Here is a 681-nt window from a genome sequence, read left to right on the forward strand (position 1 = left end):
ATAGCAACTCGAATATGGAGCATATGTATGCGGGTGTAGTTTCCGAATGGATGGTTAAAAATGGTTGTATAGGGACTGTTGTTGGCGTTTTGCTGCTTTCTTGATTTCTTAGTAAGTTCCAAATTGGAGTTAAGCACGGTTCTAAATAGGTCGGTCTTGAACGCAGATCTGATGGCTGTAACCCTTCAGGAGTTTCTACAGAGCAAAGGCGGAGTTGGGCTACTGTCGCTACTTCACGAGCGCCCGATGACGTATTCGGAAATCGAACCGGAAATCGGAGTGACGTCTTCAACTATTGTTGCACGGCGTGACGATGCTGCCGAACTCGGACTGTTGGACGTTTCTCTTGGTGAGGGTGAGGTCGGGACCAAACGCGTGTATACCTTGACCGATATGGGCGAGTTCCTGACGGACAAGATGGCACGGGAGGGAATTGTCAGTAACTACCGGAAGATGCGGACGCATCAACAACTGGTAGACGAACAGACAGACGGTCTTGTACAATGGATGAAGGAGAATCCATCTGAGCTCCTACAGTTTCGGAATGGTGGTGATGGAACTATTATCAGCAAAGACGACTTGGACGAGGATTCGGATAGTGAACCAAACACGAACTATTCCCCATCACCGAGTGAACGCGAAGAAGTACCCGACGCTGACAAGTACGCTACCAACTTGGAT

Annotated in this window: 1 protein-coding gene; it reads left to right on the top strand. The window is 48.8% G+C overall.

Annotated elements, in window-relative coordinates:
• Nucleotides 1-171: 171 nt before the first annotated feature.
• Nucleotides 172-681 (top strand): hypothetical protein (locus tag DVK07_RS22520; protein WP_147441284.1); only part of this gene is annotated, 510 nt, incomplete at its 3' end.

It is taken from the genome of Halorubrum sp. Atlit-26R (assembly GCF_003666015.1).
GTDB lineage: Archaea > Halobacteriota > Halobacteria > Halobacteriales > Haloferacaceae > Halorubrum.